The organism is Methyloceanibacter sp. wino2 (assembly GCF_003071365.1).
Taxonomy (GTDB): Bacteria; Pseudomonadota; Alphaproteobacteria; order Rhizobiales; family Methyloligellaceae; genus Methyloceanibacter.
The window spans coordinates 1377110-1389952 of sequence record NZ_CP028960.1 but is presented as its reverse complement, the minus strand read 5'-3'; the positions used below and the strand labels follow the sequence as shown (position 1 = coordinate 1389952).

Sequence of the window (12843 nt, the reverse complement as noted above, 5' to 3'; positions counted from 1 at the left end):
TGCGCGAATTGCCCCGGCCCTAGTGCGCAGCTTCCCAGTTGTCGGCGGCGCGGGCGTCGACCTTGAGCGGCACCTTGAGCTCGAGCGCGGGGGCCGGTGCGGCTTCCATGATCGCGCGCGCGACCTTCATGGTCTTCTCCGCTTCGCTCGAAGGCGCTTCGAAGATCAGCTCATCGTGAACCTGTAAGAGCATGCGGGCTTCCAGCCCTGCATCGCGCAAGGCCTCCGGCATGCGGATCATGGCGCGGCGGATGATGTCCGCCGCCGAACCTTGGATCGGCGCGTTGATGGCAGCGCGCTCATAGTTTCCGCGCAAGCTCGGATTCTTCGTGTTGATCTCCGGGTAGTGGACTTTGCGCCCGAAGAGGGTAGAGACGTAGCCGGAATGCTTCGCTTCGGCCTTCATCTGCTCCATGTAGTCCTTGATGCCGGGAAAGCGCTCGAAATAGGTCTTGATATAGGCGGCCGCCTCCCCGCGCGGGATGCCGAGCTGCGCGCCGAGCCCCACCGCCGAGATGCCGTAGATGATGCCGAAATTGATGGCCTTGGCGCGCCGCCGGACGCCCGGGTCCATGCCCTCGATGGGCACGCCGAACATCTCCGACGCCGTCATGGCGTGAATGTCGAGGCCGTCCGCGAAGGCTTGGCGCAAGGTCGGCGTGTCGGCCATGTGGGCCAGCACGCGCAGTTCGATCTGGCTGTAGTCCGCGCTGATCAGTGTCTTGCCGGGTTCGGCCACGAAGGCCTTGCGGATCTCGCGGCCTTCCTTGGTGCGCACGGGAATGTTCTGCAGGTTCGGCTCTTGGGAGGCGAGGCGCCCCGTCGTGGTGGACGCCAGAACGTAGCGCGTATGCACGCGTCCCGTGTCCGGGTTGATATAGGCGGGCAAAGCGTCCGTATACGTACTTTTCAGCTTCGCGAGCTGCCGCCATTCGAGAATCTTCTGCGGCAGGTCGTGGCCTGCGGCCGCGAGTTCGTCGAGCGCGGCGGCGTCCGTGCTCCAGGCGCCTGTCTTGGTCTTGCGCCCGCCCGGCAGGCTCATCTTGTCGAATAGGATCTCGCCGAGCTGTTTTGGCGAGCCGATATTGAAGTCTTCGCCAGCCAGTTCCCGGATCTCGTCTTCGAGCCGCGCGATGGTCTGCGCGAACGAGCCGGAGAGCCGTGCCAGCATGGCCCGGTCAACCTTGATGCCGGCGCGTTCCATCTCGGCCAGAACCGGCTCCAGCGGCCGCTCGAGTGTCTCGTAAACGGCCGTGACGCCTTCCGAAGGCATGCGGGGCTTCAGCACCATCCACATCCGCATGGCCGCGTCGGCTTCTTCGCCCGCCGCTTCCGTGGCCCGCGCCACGTCGACCTGGTCGAAGGGAATCGCAGACTTGCCGGTGCCCACCACCTCCTTCTCGGTGAAGCAGGTGTGTCCGAACAGGGCCGCCGTGCGCTTCGCCAGGGTGTGATCCGACCGCCCGGCATCCAGCGCGTAAGAGATCAGTGTGGGGTCGTCGACGCTGTCCAGAGCAATCCCGTAGCGGGCCAGCACCACCATGGCGGGCTTGGCGTCGGCGATGATCTTCAGCACGGCCTCGTCTTCGAGCAGCGGCTTCAGCAGTTTCAGCGCCTCGGCGGGGGCAATCTGCGCAATCTCCGGACCACCGCCGAGATCGAGCCCGTCACCGGCGCGATGGGCCATGGGAATGTAAGCCGCCTGGCCGGGCCCTAGCGACAGCGCGATACCGGCAATGTCGGATGCCATGGGATCGGCGCGGTCGCGTTTCACCGACAGCGCCACGAAGGCTTGCTCGCGCGCGCCCTCCACGAGTTCAGACAGCCGGGCGGTGTCCGTCACGGTCTCGTAGGCGCTGCGGTCGAAGGGGATGTCTTCGATCCGGTCCTGACGCTCGGCGGCCAGCTCGCGGGGCGATCCCCCCTGGACGGCGATATCGCGGGCGGGTCCGGTAGCCCCGCGCGGGCTCTGCCGCAAGGGATGGTCGTAGTCATCCTTCTTCTTGCGGGCAGTCTTCTTCGGTTTGTCGAGGCCGTCGGGAACGGGCGCGCCAAGTCCCTCGGCCACGCGTTTCGTCAGCGTGGTGAACTCCATCTCACGCATGAAACCGAGCAGCGCCTCGGGCTCGGGCGCACGCACGGCCGTTTCGGCCAGCGGCACGTCCAGCGGCGTCTGCGTATCCAGCGTCACGAGCGTGCGCGACAGCCGCGCCTGGTCCGCGAATTCGATCAGGTTCTCACGGCGCTTCTTTTGTTTGATCTCCTCGGCGCGCGACAGCAGCGTATCGAGGTCGCCGTACTCGCCGATCAGCAGGGCGGCCGTCTTGACGCCGATGCCCGGCACCCCCGGCACGTTGTCGGACGTATCGCCGATCAGCGCCTGCACCTCGATGACCTTCTCGGGCGGCACGCCGAATTTCTCGACCACGCCCTCCTCGTTGATCACCTTGTTCTTCATGGTGTCGTACATGCGCACGCCGGGACCCACCAATTGCATCAGGTCCTTGTCGGACGAAACGATGGTGACGTCGGCGCCGGCGTCCTTGGCCTGCAGCGCGTAGGTCGCGATCAGATCATCGGCCTCGTAGCCCAGCTTCTCGATGCAGGCGACGTTGAACGCGCGCGTTGCATCACGCACCAGCGGAAACTGCGGCACGAGATCCTCGGGCGTCTCCGACCGGTTGGCCTTGTAGCCCGCGTAGAGCTCGTTGCGGAACGTATGCTCGGACTTGTCGAAGATCGCCGCCAGATGCGTCGGCGGCGCCAGTTCGTCCGCGTCCCGCAACAGCTTCCACAGCATGGCGCAGAACCCGTGCACGGCGCCGATGGGCAGACCGTCAGAAGGGCGTGTTAGGGGCGGCAGCGCATGGTAGGCGCGGAAAATATAGCCCGAGGCGTCGATCAGGTAGACGTGGTCGCCGGGCCCTGCAGGTTTGTTGGCGCCGGTTGAGGCGGTGCTCTTCTTGGTCATGACCGGGCGACTATAAGGACTGCGGGCCCTGCGCGGGAGGGGGAAAGCCTAAACGGCCACAAGGAGCTTGCACGAGACGACGATAGGGGCCTCAGGCCTGCGGCTGGTGCTCGTCTTCCTTCTCGTCCATGACATTGCCTGGCGCAAAGGCCTTGTCCGGGCCGCCGAAGGTCTCGTCGATATAGCTCCGGAAGTACTTCTCGAGCGGCGGGAAGGCCCGCGCGAAACGCCGGAAATCCTTCTGCGCGGTGAAGAGCAGCAGACCGTCTTCGAGCGCCTCGACAAGGCCGGTGCGCAAATGCGACTTGAGCAGGACCCGTTCGCCAAAATGGTCGCCCGGCCCGAATTCCTTTTCGAAATGCTCGCCCGTGTCGGGATTGTCGATGGTCAGTTTGAAGCGGCCTTTGATCACCGTATAGAAGCCGTCGATCAGCATGCCGGGTTCGAAGACCTTGTCGCCCTCCCAGTAATGGATGTAGCGGGTAGCCGGCGCCGGCATGCGCAGCTGCACGATATTGGGCGGCATCACGGCGTTGATCATCCAGTTCAGCCCGACACGGAATTTCGACACGAGGCCGGGCAGGAACGACAGATAGAATCCGCGCCACAGCAGCCAGGCAAAAATGCCGTGCATCTTGACGCCGTAGACGTCCGCCACGGCCTTACTCATGCCGAGCGAGGCGAGGGAGCCCTTGGACGTGTAGGCAAAGGGCTTCAGCGGCTCGCTCTTGAGCTTCGCCACGATATTGGCGGCGAGCTGATAGCCCTCGCGCACCGCGAACTGCGCGGTCTGTGTCGCGTAATCGGCCGGGTCGTCCTGCGGATCGTCGTTCAGCGGGATCAGCGCCGCGTCGCCCAGCGCCCAGACATGGTCGTGACCGGGGACCTGCATGAACCTGTCGGTTTTGATGCGGCCCCACTTCATGTCGAGGCCGAGCGCGTCCACCAGCGGGTGCGGCCCGTTGCCGATCGTGGCCACGATGGTCGAGGAATTGATCACCCGGCCGTTGGTCAGTTCGACGCCCGTGGAGGTGGCCGACTTGGTGCCCACGCCGGTCAGTACCTCCACCCCGTTCGCCCGGAGATTTTTCGTGGCGTAGTCGGCAAGGTCCGCCGGGAAGGTGGGCAGGATGCGCGGTGCGAACTCGATGAGATACATGCGGATCTCTTCGGGCGTGATGTTGTGGTAGTAGCGCAGCGCGCGGCTGATCAGCTCGTTGGTCTCGGCAGCCGTCTCGACGCCTGAAAAGCCCGCGCCCACGACGACGAAAGTCAGCAGCTGATCCTTGACCAGCGTGTCGGTGGTGACGTCCGCAGTCTCCAGGCAGCCGATCACGTGGGTGCGCAGCATGTGCGCGTCCGTCAGGTCCTTCATCGTCAAGGCGTGGTCCGACATGCCCGGAATGCGGGCGAGGTCCACGCCGGTGCCGAGTGCGATGACGAGTTCGTCGTAGGGCAGTTCCACGGGCGTCATTCGGGCGCCCTGGATGACGATGACGATCTTGCGCTCGAAATCAATGCCCATGACGCGCGCCTGGCGCACCTGCACCCGGCTCAGGAGCTGCCGTAGCGGCACTACCGCGTCCGAGGAATTCAGGTTCGACGACGCCACCTCCGGCAGGAGGGGCTGAAACACGAAATAGTTGTTGTTGTTGATCAGCTCGACGTCGACTTCGCCGCGTCCGAGCTTCTCCAAGGATTTGGCCGCGAACACGCCGCCAAAACCGCCGCCGATAACGATGACCTTCTTTTTATCCGCCATCCTCTTATTCACCCTCGGCTGCCCAGCCGCCTCTTAGCCTTGAGGCCGCATAGGTGACGCCTATGCTCAAGCGCGTCAAGTAAGCCATGAACCCGGGATTTCGGGCCTCTTAGGAGGCCTTGGCCGGCGGGCTCACGGGTGTGGGGTCCAATTTGGCCCAATCCGGGCGTTTGAACAGGAAGCTGAAGGCCGTATTCCGGACCAATCGGTGAAAAATGAGGGGCACGACCACCCCCATGGCGGTTACGATCAACGAGACCAGCCCCGTGTCGAGCCCGGGCGCGAACCTCAGCAGGAGGATCCGAGTCGCGGCCATGGGCAGGAAGAAGGCGAGATAGATGACGATCGAGTTCTCGCCTGCGTAGCGCACGAAGTCGGCCACGCCCAACCGCCACAGCAGCACGCCGGAGGAGATCACGGCGAGCGCTCCCAGGAAGCCCAGCCCCAGATTGACGACCGGGAGCTCGGACACGCCGCCGAACACCATCAGGGCCTCGAAAACAGCCCAGCCGACTAGCAGGGCAGCGGCCTCGCGCGGATGCTGCTGCACCGTATCCGCGAAGCGGAAGAAGAAGGCCGCGAAGACGTAGCCGGAGTAGAAATAGACGAAGCGGGCGCAGAATTCGTCGATCACGATGCTGCCCGTGTCCACGCCGGCGATCTGCAGCGCCGCCGCCAGGGGCCAGACAATGAGCGGCGAGATGCCACGCGTGAGCTTCGAGACCACGAAGAAGATGGGCAGCAGATAGATGAACCAGAGCGTGCTGAAGGGCTGGATGTAGGCCAGGGCATAGGCTTCCAAGGCCCCGGCCAAACCGTCTTCGGCGAAGTGGTGCGCCTTGACGACGAACTGGATGGTCACCCAGAGGACGTAGAAATAGGCGAAGTGGACGACCTTCGTATCGAGGTATTTGCGCCAGGGGCGGTCGATCACGCGGGCGAGAAAAAGGCCGGAAATCAAGAAAAAATCGGGCATGCGGAAGGGCTTGGCGAAGGCGACGAGCGCGCCCATCCAGCTCGGTTCGCCTGTGGCCTCTTGGACGCCGAGGGTCGAATGCATCATCACCACCATGATGATGCAGATGCCCTTGGCGTAGTCGACCCAGGCAATTCTGTCCGAACTGGTCGTCACCCGCTCCTGCCTCCGTTCCCTGGCGTACTGGCCCCCGCTATGGCGAGCGGGCGCGGCCTGCCCAATTCTCGGGTTACAATACCCCTCAGGCGGGGTTAAGGGGCCGTTGCTTCGCGATCACGGTTTGGTTAGGTTCGCGCACAGATTCCGCGATAGCACCCGTAGCTCAGCTGGATAGAGCGCTGCCCTCCGAAGGCAGAGGTCACAAGTTCGAATCTTGTCGGGTGCGCCACAAACAGGGTCCTCCGCGGGCTAGAACGCCCGCAACGAGCGCTGGTCCTGAGCGCGCAATGGGGACACGTTCCAACTCCTCCGAAGGCCGCCACGGTCGTCGCGATCAGGAGGGCCATTGTGAGATCGTTTCTCTTGGCGATCGGCTTGGTGTTCTTGCCGGCCCCCTTGATGTGCGCCGCCCAGGATCAGGCGCCGGCGCAGACGGTCGACGCCGAGGCCGCCCTGCTGGCCGCGAGCTGTTCGGGATGCCATGCCAAAAACGCAAGCGACGAGGGGTTTCCATCGATCTACGGGCGCCCGGCGGCCGAGATCCGCGATTTGCTTCTCTCTTTTCGATCAGGACAGCGCGAAAGCACGGTGATGGGCCGGCTCGCCAAAGGCTACGACGACGGGGAGATCGCGCTTTTGTCGGACTACATCGCTGCACAAGGGACCGCGCAGTGATGCTGAACGACCGTCTCACTTCCTTGCATGGGCACCCGACCGCATGAGCTCTGACCCCAGCACGCCGACACGCCGCCGGTTCTTGGCGACGGCTGCCACCGCGGCGATTGCCGCCGGCCTGCCCGCGCGGTTGAAGGCGGCGGGCACATCCGCACGGGTGGTGGTCATCGGCGGTGGCTATGGCGGTGCAACCGTCGCCCGTTTCTTGCGCGCCGCCGATCCGCGCCTTGAGGTGACGCTGATCGAGCCGAAGCGCGCTTACTATTCCTGCCCCTTCAGCAATGCCGTGATCGCCGGCTTGAAGCCGTACTCGATATTGCGCTTCGGCTATGACGGCGTCGAGGCTGCGGGCGTGCGCGTCGTGTTCGACAAGGCGACCCGTGTCGACCCCGCCGCGAGGACCGTGCGGACGGACGGGGGGCTCGTCTTCTCCTACGATCGCCTGATCATGGCGCCGGGCATCGACTTCATCTGGAACGCGATCGCGGGCTACGACGAAGCGGCGGCGGAAATCATGCCCCATGCCTGGAAAGCGGGACCGCAGACCGTGCTCCTGCGCAAGCAGATCGAGGAAATGCCCGACGACGGCGTGGTGGCGATCGCGCCCCCCACCAATCCATTCCGGTGTCCCCCCGGTCCCTACGAGCGTGCAAGCCTGATCGCGCACTATTTGAAGGCGCGCAAGCCGCGCGCGAAGGTACTCATCCTGGATTCGAAGGAATCGTTCTCGAAAGACCTTCTGTTTCGGCGCGCCTGGAAGCAACTCTACGGCGACAGGGTCGAATGGCACGGGATCTTCGATTTCGGACCCGTCATCGCGGTCAAGCCGAAGGAGATGGTGCTGGTGACGGAGACGCGGGAGTTCCGCGTGGACGTGGCCAATGTCATCCCGCCCCAACAGGCGCCTAGGATTGCCCAGGACACCGGTCTTGCGGACGCAACAGGCTGGTGTCCGATCGATCCGGTGACGTTCGAGTCGCGCCTGCAGCCGGGAATCCACGTTCTCGGCGATGCTTCGATCGCCGGCGCCATGCCGAAATCCGCGTTCTCCGCGAACGCCCAAGGCAAGGTGTGTGCGATGCAGGTCGCCCGTCTCCTGAACGGCGAAGAGCCGATTCGCACGAAACTGGACAATGTCTGCTACAGCCTCGTGGCGCCCGACTATGGCATCTCCGTCGCCGGCGTTTATAGGCAGGGCGACGACACCATCGAGGCCATCGAGAACGCCGGCGGCGTCAGCCCCACTCATGCGTCAGAGAAATTCCGGCGGAGCGAGGCCGGCTACGCCCAGGACTGGTTCCAGACCATAACGGGACAGGTCTTCGGCTGACACGTGCGCCTTGGAGAATGATCTCCAGCTCGAACGGGCGGGAGAACGCCCGTTGACCGCCGCGCTTGACGGTGCGGACGGCAAAGGCGTACGCGGGGTGTCGTCGGAGTTGGGGGGATCAATCGCTATGTGGCAGGGCGTGCTTCAATCTGCGCTCGGACTTCTCGTCCTATTGGGCTTCGCTTGGGCTATCAGCGAGGACAGGCGCGCCGTGTCCGCGAGGGTGGTAGCGAGCGCGATGGCGCTCCAGGTCGTTCTCGCGCTTCTGCTGTTGCGCGTGCCGCCGGTCACGGTCGCGCTTTCCTGGCTCAACAAGGCCGTCGAGGCGGTGCGGCAAGCAACGCTCGCCGGCACGTCCTTCGTGTTCGGTTATCTCGGCGGCGGCCCCACGCCGTTCGAGGCGACGGAGCCGCAGAACGTCTTCATCCTCGCCACGCAAGGCCTGCCGCTCATCCTGATCGTGAGCGCGCTGAGCGCCGTGCTGTTCTACTGGCGCATCTTGCCGAAGATCGTCCAGGGCTTCGCGTGGCTGCTCGAACGCACCATCGGTCTCGGCGGCGCCGTGGGCGTCGCGTCCTCCGCCAATGTCTTTGTCGGCATGATCGAAGCCCCGTTGCTGATCCGCCCGTATCTGCGCGACATGAGCCGCGCCGGTCTGTTCCTGGTGATGACCGCCGGTATGGCGACGATCGCGGGCAACATGTTCGTGCTCTACGCGGCGGTCCTGTCGCCGGTGCTGGCCGATGCCGCCGGAACGCTCATGACCGCTTCGGTGATCAGCGCGCCGGCCGCCGTCGCCATCGCGGCGCTGATGGTGCCCGGCGACTACACCGGCGATGCGGTTGAGCAGCACGGTCCCGACGAGGACGCCACCAGCGCGGCCGAGGCCATCGTCAATGGGACGCTCAACGGCCTCCGGCTCGTCGTTGCCGTCGCAGCTTTGCTGATCGTGGCCATCGCTCTCGTGCATCTCGTGAATATGGCGCTGGGCCTCTTGCCCGAGATCGGCGGGTTCCGATTGAGCCTCCAGCGCATGCTCGGCTGGCTGCTGGCCCCGGTTGCGTGGCTCATCGGCATTCCTTGGAACGAGGCGGGGCTCGCCGGCGAACTGATGGGCACCAAGATCGTGCTCAACGAGCTGGTCGCTTATCTCTCCATGGCGGAGCTGCCCGAAGGCGCGCTGTCGCCGCGCAGCGACGTGATCCTGACCTATGCGCTGTGCGGCTTCGCCAATCTCGGCAGTCTCGGCATCATGCTGGGTGGCCTCGCCACCATGGTACCGGAGCGGCGGGCGGAGATCGTGGCTCTCGGCCCCAAGGCGCTGATCGCCGGTACGATCGCCTGCTTCATGACGGGCGCGATGGCGGGGCTATTCGCCTAGAAACCTGACTTTCGGTGTCTTGTCGGGGAAGGCGTTCACGAGCGGACCGAGGTCGCGTGCCGCACGAAACAGTCGACAGTGCCAACACAAGCATTTGCCTCTATGGCTGGGGGCGGAACTCGGGCGAAACCGCGGTCGCGTCGGTACGTGGCTCCAGCGCAAAGTGGGACTAGTCCGGGCAAAAGTGCCCGACGAAACTCGTCTTGGGAGCGGTAAGCTCGCCCATCTCAAACAGGCTCGTCGTGACCAGTCCCAGCATCGAGGAAATCTGCCTCGGTGTGAGGGAGCCATCTCTAATCGTTTGAATAACCCGGGCACGGTCAATCATGGCAGTCCACGCGGCTGAAGACGAGGCTATGACCTCCGTCACGTAGCTGGTGATCTCGGGGCACTTCGCAAGGGTGTACTGCCAGCCACCATGCTTCGGAATGCCAGGGGGATCCGTGACGGGTGGGGGGGACCTACGAAGATGGGGTGCCCATTTGTCGTTCGCGAAGGCTATGTCCGCGAGCTCCGGCGAAACCAGACTGATGATATCGTGATGAAAGCGCTGCGCTTGCCGTTCCTTGTAGGAAACCCGGAATGGCAATGCCAGCAGCGCTCTATTGTAGAGAGGTGAAAATGCCAGGCTTGAGTGACGCTTTGCGCCATAGTTGACCCCTGCCCAGTTTGGAAGGCGCTGAGTGCAGTAGAAGACATCTGCAAAATCACGGCTGTTGGATCGTCTGGGCGCATGGCGTGCCAAGACGGGGAGCAAGTCGGCGCTTAGCGTCTCTTTGGTGTGCTCCAAGAACGCGCCGAACGGGTCTAATGTCGGAATGGTCGTTTCTATGCTGTAGCCAGAAAGCTCGGGCGCTCGTCTCTTATAGAAGTGCTTGAGCACCTCGCCGTAGAGGCCCTTCACGTCCACGTCCCTAGACCTCGATGGTGGTGAAACGCGAATGGCATCCCAGCCACTGGTTAGTCCGTCGACAGAGAAAGCATGCGCCTCTAGTCGGTTGATCAAAGCATCGACCGAAGGAGGCTCGCTGACCGCCGAAGGGCGAGGGATCACCTCAAGGTTCAATCCGAACATGCGTGCGATCTGTTGCGCGACGACCGCATCGGCTCCCCCGCCACGATCGGCAGCGAAGTCGTGAACGAAGAACTCGGATTGGTGGTGCAGGCCAGCGTCGAGAAGGAAGGAGAGCACGAGCCTGGAGTCTTTTCCACCGGTCAGGCCAAGGCGGATCGCCCCATGCTCCTTGACGTGCGCCTGCAACAATGAGGCGACAGCTTCGCGATAGGCGAGCAGCTTCTTCTTGCCGCTGCTAAAGCCCTTTCTGTGGAATGGCGAACCTCCAGAGGGAACATCAACGATCTCACCATGACGAGACAGCAATTTGGAATTGACCGATGCACGCCGTACCCGCTCGAACATGGTCCGCTCGCCGACAGCGTAGCCGAGGCTCGATACCCACGTTCCCGTAAGGGGGTCAGGCGCTTCATCGCCAACGATCGCGGCGCAAATGGAGGAGCGGTCGGAGATCACGGATAGGCCGGTGGCCGTGGCGTAATAGAGTGGGATCGCTAGCAGCGGATCGTAATCAACCAGGACGTCTCCCGCCCGGTTCACACGCAGCCAGTAAAAGGCACCTTGGATGCGTGCCGGGTCGGGGTTGCGCCGTATCACAGCTTGGGTGGTGAGAAATTCGCCTTCGGTCCCATCTACCGCGCGCCCCTCGAAAAGGCTGAGGGTCGCAAAACTCCGATGGGGTCCTTCCGAGACGGCCGCAGACTCAAGTCCGCACAGTTCAAAGACGACAGAGCGACGTGACTGGTGAATGAAGGTCCGAACGGTCGACGGGTGATAAAGTGCCGCCCGCAGCGTGGCATCTCGGTATTTGATGATGTCCGTGTCGCTCAACGGCCTTGTTGTTGTTATGGCGGCAAAGCTCGGCAACACAACCTCCCCCAAAGGTTGCAGAATCGCGCGCCACCGTAACAGGCGTTATTTTGCGAATACGACTACAAATAGGTGCCATAAGTTCCTGCCTGAATTGCCACTTTTTGGTTGCCTGCTGCTCCACTTTGCCCGTCCGGAGAGACAGGAGAGGCCGCTAGCAGAGCTATTCGCCTAGAAACCGGGCTCTCGGCGTCTTGTCGGGGAAGGCGTTCACGAGCGGACCGAGGTCGCGTGCCGTGTCCCAATCGCCGCCGTTCAGTGTTTGCCCGAGCCGCACGACCACCAGGTCCTTGGAGGGGATCATGGCCACGGCCTGACCGTTGTGGCCGAGCATGTAGAACGAGTCGGCCGGCATGGGCGGCTCGCCGAGATTTTCGGACTTCTCCAGTTTCAGCCAGACCTGTGCCCCGTACTCGTCCTCAGGCGATTGCGCCGTCGGCCGCGTCGTATAGGCGACCCAGCCCTTGGGGAGGATCTGCTCGCCGCCCCACTTCCCGTCCTGCAGATACAGGAGTCCGAGCCGCGCCCAGTCGCGCGCCGAGGCGTAGAGAAACGCCCCGCCCATCAACGTACCGGACGGGTCGGGTGGGAGTTGCGCCGTGCGCATGCCGAGCGGTCCGAAAAGGCGTTCGCGGGGGTAGCTCAGATAGTCCCGCTCGTCGTCGAACGTCTCGCGCAGCACGCCCGACAGGATCGCCGCCGCGCCCGTCGAGTACGACCAGTGTGTGCCGGGTGCATACGCAAGCGGTTTGGACGCCGCGAACGCCGCCGTGTTGCCTTGCACGAACATCATCTGGGATACGTCGCTCAGCTTGTCGTCCGGGTCCTCGTGGAAGGCCAGTCCAGACGTCATGCGCAACAGCGTGTTGACCGTGATCTCGCTGCGCATGTCGTCCCGCCCGAGCCACTCGGGCATCAGGCGCGTATCGTCGAGAGCAAGCGCTCCATCTTTGACCCGCAGACCGATAAGCGCGTTCGTTCCCGTCTTGCTCATGGACCACCCGACGAGCGGCATATGCGCATCGAAACCGGGGGCATAGCGTTCGGCGACGATGCGGCCCTTGTGCACGACCACGAGCGCCCGCGTAGCGCGCGGCCGTTCCGGGTCGGGGTCCGCGAACACGGCATCGACGGCCTGGGATGCAGCCTGCCCATCCACGCCATCGGGCCATTCGAAGTCTCTTCCCCAAGCGCCGGCCGCGACACGCGACCCTTGCGGCCACTCCGCGTCCGGTGCCGCCGGCAGGTCTGCCGTGAACGGATCGGGGTTCTCCGCGCCATAGGCGGCCGCCGATCGATGCCGGATGAGCGTGCAGCCGAGCCCGTGCCTGTAGACCGCCGTCTGGCCGGCAATGCCGAACGCGGACGCACGTACGGTCTTGGCGGTTTCGTCCACGTGAGGGGTGAACAGCGCCAATGGGCCAAAGCCCGGACCCGACAAATCCTCGGCCATCACGTGGTCGAAGCTGCGGCCGGAGACAAACAGTCCTGCGCAGAGCTGCTGGGCCATGTAGCCGGAGCCGAGCAGGGCGATGCGGTACAGCGGCGGCCCGGCGAAGAACGCGACCGCCGAGATCACTAGGACCAGCGCGGCCAGCCAGATCCTGCCGGAGCGCATGACGGGTTTTGACACGGGACGCCCTT

The 12843-nt window shown here is 64.1% G+C and carries 8 protein-coding genes and 1 tRNA gene; 4 read left to right on the top strand and 5 right to left on the bottom strand.

Annotated features, from left to right (window positions below; all coding sequences use genetic code 11):
• Nucleotides 1-19 precede the first annotated feature (19 nt).
• The 3 genes from polA to DCY11_RS06395 all read right to left on the bottom strand — a co-directional run bounded on the left by polA (nucleotide 20) and on the right by DCY11_RS06395 (nucleotide 5805).
• Entirely contained in the window at nucleotides 20-2971 is a 2952-nt protein-coding gene (gene polA / locus DCY11_RS06405) for a DNA polymerase I (RefSeq protein WP_108682004.1), read from the bottom strand.
• Nucleotides 2972-3062: 91 nt separating this feature from the next.
• Nucleotides 3063-4733 carry an FAD-dependent oxidoreductase gene (locus DCY11_RS06400; RefSeq protein ID WP_108682002.1) on the bottom strand — a complete coding sequence of 557 codons (1671 nt, stop codon included), beginning with the start codon at nucleotides 4731-4733 and terminating at the stop codon, nucleotides 3063-3065.
• Between the two features lie 109 nt (nucleotides 4734-4842).
• Complete coding sequence (locus tag DCY11_RS06395; RefSeq protein ID WP_108683713.1) at nucleotides 4843-5805, bottom strand: acyltransferase family protein; 963 nt, start codon at nucleotides 5803-5805, stop codon at nucleotides 4843-4845.
• Nucleotides 5806-6020: 215 nt separating this feature from the next.
• Here DCY11_RS06395 and DCY11_RS06390 point away from each other — a divergent pair.
• From DCY11_RS06390 to DCY11_RS06375, 4 genes are all read left to right on the top strand, one after another.
• A tRNA-Arg gene (locus DCY11_RS06390) sits at nucleotides 6021-6097 on the top strand.
• Between the two features lie 134 nt (nucleotides 6098-6231).
• Nucleotides 6232-6543: a hypothetical protein gene (locus DCY11_RS06385; RefSeq protein WP_108682000.1), complete on the top strand. Its 312-nt coding sequence runs from the start codon at nucleotides 6232-6234 to the stop codon at nucleotides 6541-6543.
• Between the two features lie 43 nt (nucleotides 6544-6586).
• The gene (locus tag DCY11_RS06380) at nucleotides 6587-7873 is read left to right on the top strand and encodes an NAD(P)/FAD-dependent oxidoreductase (RefSeq protein ID WP_108681998.1); all 1287 of its coding nucleotides are present in this window, start codon (nucleotides 6587-6589) and stop codon (nucleotides 7871-7873) included.
• 127 nt (nucleotides 7874-8000) lie between these two features.
• Nucleotides 8001-9254 (top strand): NupC/NupG family nucleoside CNT transporter, encoded by a 1254-nt coding sequence (locus DCY11_RS06375; protein WP_108683712.1) that lies wholly within the window; start codon nucleotides 8001-8003, stop codon nucleotides 9252-9254.
• Nucleotides 9255-9423: 169 nt separating this feature from the next.
• Here the strand turns inward: DCY11_RS06375 and DCY11_RS06370 are convergent, their stop codons facing one another.
• Together DCY11_RS06370 and DCY11_RS06365 are read right to left on the bottom strand one after the other, a co-directional pair.
• The gene (locus DCY11_RS06370) at nucleotides 9424-11196 is read right to left on the bottom strand and encodes a hypothetical protein (RefSeq protein ID WP_159079848.1); all 1773 of its coding nucleotides are present in this window, start codon (nucleotides 11194-11196) and stop codon (nucleotides 9424-9426) included.
• A 166-nt stretch (nucleotides 11197-11362) separates the two neighbouring features.
• Nucleotides 11363-12832: a serine hydrolase gene (locus DCY11_RS06365; protein WP_159079847.1), complete on the bottom strand. Its 1470-nt coding sequence runs from the start codon at nucleotides 12830-12832 to the stop codon at nucleotides 11363-11365.
• Nucleotides 12833-12843: the final 11 nt, after the last annotated feature.

Excerpts from the sequence above, each read along its gene's own strand:
- DCY11_RS06395 (WP_108683713.1), bottom strand. The coding sequence starts at position 5,805 with ATGGTGGTGATGATGCATTCGACCCTCGGCGTCCAAGAGGCCACAGGC.
- polA (WP_108682004.1), bottom strand. The coding sequence starts at position 2,971 with ATGACCAAGAAGAGCACCGCCTCAACCGGCGCCAACAAACCTGCAGGG.
- DCY11_RS06380 (WP_108681998.1), top strand. The coding sequence starts at position 6,587 with ATGAGCTCTGACCCCAGCACGCCGACACGCCGCCGGTTCTTGGCGACG.
- DCY11_RS06400 (WP_108682002.1), bottom strand. The coding sequence starts at position 4,733 with ATGGCGGATAAAAAGAAGGTCATCGTTATCGGCGGCGGTTTTGGCGGC.
- DCY11_RS06375 (WP_108683712.1), top strand. The coding sequence starts at position 8,001 with ATGTGGCAGGGCGTGCTTCAATCTGCGCTCGGACTTCTCGTCCTATTG.